This is a genomic window from Olsenella sp. CU969, assembly GCF_905219715.1.
Classification (GTDB): Bacteria; Actinomycetota; Coriobacteriia; order Coriobacteriales; family Atopobiaceae; genus Granulimonas; species Granulimonas faecalis.
This window is the reverse complement of the sequence record NZ_CAJMXC010000138.1, coordinates 1-1981: the sequence shown is the minus strand read 5'-3', so window position 1 is coordinate 1981 and position 1981 is coordinate 1. Positions and strand designations below refer to the sequence as shown.

The following is a 1981-nucleotide window of genomic DNA, read 5'->3' as shown; positions in this document are numbered from 1 at the left end:
CTCCTGCCCCCCTTGCCCAGATCGGTAAACCTGAAAACCCTTGTGGGGACATAAGCACTTCATTAGACTGTGGGGACCGTCCGCTCCTTTGGAGGTGGCCCCATGGTCNAGCATGTCCGGCGCCGTCGGCTCGGCGCCCTCCCGCTCCTGTTGGCCGTCGTCGCGGTGACGCTCGCCGCATGGCTGGCCGCGCCCGTATCCGCCCTCGCCAAGTCGTACGAGATCCCGCACGTGGACATCGACGCCACGCTGCAGCCCGACGGCACCCTCGTCGTTACCGAGGACCGCACCTTCTCGTTCGACGGCAGCTTCAACGGCGTGTACTGGCGCCTTCCCGCCGGTGACTACGAGGGTCGCTCCGTCGACCCGCAGGTGGAGTCGGTGGGCGTGGTCTCGCCGTCCGGCCAGCTGCAGTCGTTCTCCGAGGGCTATTCCGGGGCCACCGGCACCTACGAGCTGGACCCCGAGGGTACCTACACCGAGGTCAAGCTTTACAACCCGGCCGACGACGAGGACGTCACCTACCGCATCGTCTACCGGCTGCCGGGCCTTGCGTCCGCCTGGGCTGACACCGGCGAGCTCTACTGGAAGTTCGTGTCCGACGGCTGGGACGAGACCTCCCAGGACGTCACGTGCACCGTCCACCTGCCGGTGCCCGCCGGCCAGNCCGTGGAGCCCGAGGGCAACGTGCGGGCCTGGGGCCACGGCACCCTCGATGGCTCGGTGTCGTTCGGCGGCGACGACGTCGTCTTCTCGGTGCCCGCGGTGGGCGGCGACGACTTCGCGGAGGCCCGCATCACCTTCCCGGTCTCCTGGCTCTCCTCGGTGACGCCCTCCTCGACGCCGCGCATGGACTCGNTCCTCTCNGAGGAGCAGCGCTGGGCCGACGAGGCCAACCGGCGCCGCGAGATGGCCCGTGCCGTCTACGGCGGCACCGGGGTGGCGGTGGTGACNGCGGGCGCCGCCTCGGTGGCCGTGCCGCTGTGGGTCCTCTCACGCTATCGGAAGCGCCACCGTCCGGTCTTCCAGGACGAGTACTTCCGCGACGTCCCCTCCGACGACCACCCCGCCGTGCTCGGCGCCCTGCTCAACGACGGCGACGCCACGTCCGAGGGCTTCACCGCCACCCTCATGCACGCTTCTGACGCCGGGGCCGTCGACCTCAACATCGTTGAGGTATCCAAGAAGGGGATCCTCGGGCGGCCCCGGGAGGACTACCAGCTGGTGNAGAACCCGCGTCGCGCCGACGATCTCTCCGACCCCGTGGACCGTGCGTTCATGACCTGCATCTTCGACGACGTGGCGCCCCTCGTGAAGGGCTACGAGCCGCCCGCCNACGGNCGTGTGGCCCTGGACNTCTCGCGCCTCAAGAAGGTGGCCCAGAAGCATCCCGAGGAGTTCGTGGAGGCCTACGAGGGCTGGTCGTCCGCCGTGGAGGGCGCCTGCACCGCACGTGGCTTCCTCACCGGGGAGTCNACGGGCGCCGTCTTCTGTGTCCTCTGCATCGTCCTGAGCGGCATCGCCCTCGTCCTCGGGNTCGTCGCCCTCCTGGCGTTCGAGGCCCCGTTGCCCGCCTTCCTCACGCTGCTCCTGCCCGTTGCCGGCATCGTGGCGTCGCTCGTGGTCGTGGGCCGGCTCAAGGCCTACTCGGCCGAGGCCGTGGAGCTGCGCGCCAAGCTCGAGGCGCTGCGCCGCTGGCTCAAGGACTTCACGCGCCTTGAGGAGGCCGTGCCCACCGACGTCGTGCTGTGGAACCGCCTGCTGGTCATGGCCGTGGTCCTGGGTGTGGCCGACGAGGTGATCGAGCAGCTGCGCGTGGCCGTGCCCGAGATCCTGGACGACCCCGGCTTCATGCCCACCTACATCTGGTGGAGCGCCCACGGGTCAATGGGGTCTCCGGCGTCGGTCTTCGGCGCTGCGGCCGCCTCGAGCTATCAGGCGTCCACGGCGGCCGTGGCCGCGTCGTCGACGAGCTCTGGCG

Annotated in this window: 1 protein-coding gene; it reads left to right on the top strand. The window is 70.0% G+C overall.

What is annotated here, in order from left to right; genetic code table 11:
* Positions 1-102: 102 nt before the first annotated feature.
* Positions 103-1981 (top strand): DUF2207 domain-containing protein (locus JX283_RS08210; RefSeq protein WP_204830138.1); only part of this gene is annotated, 1879 nt, incomplete at its 3' end.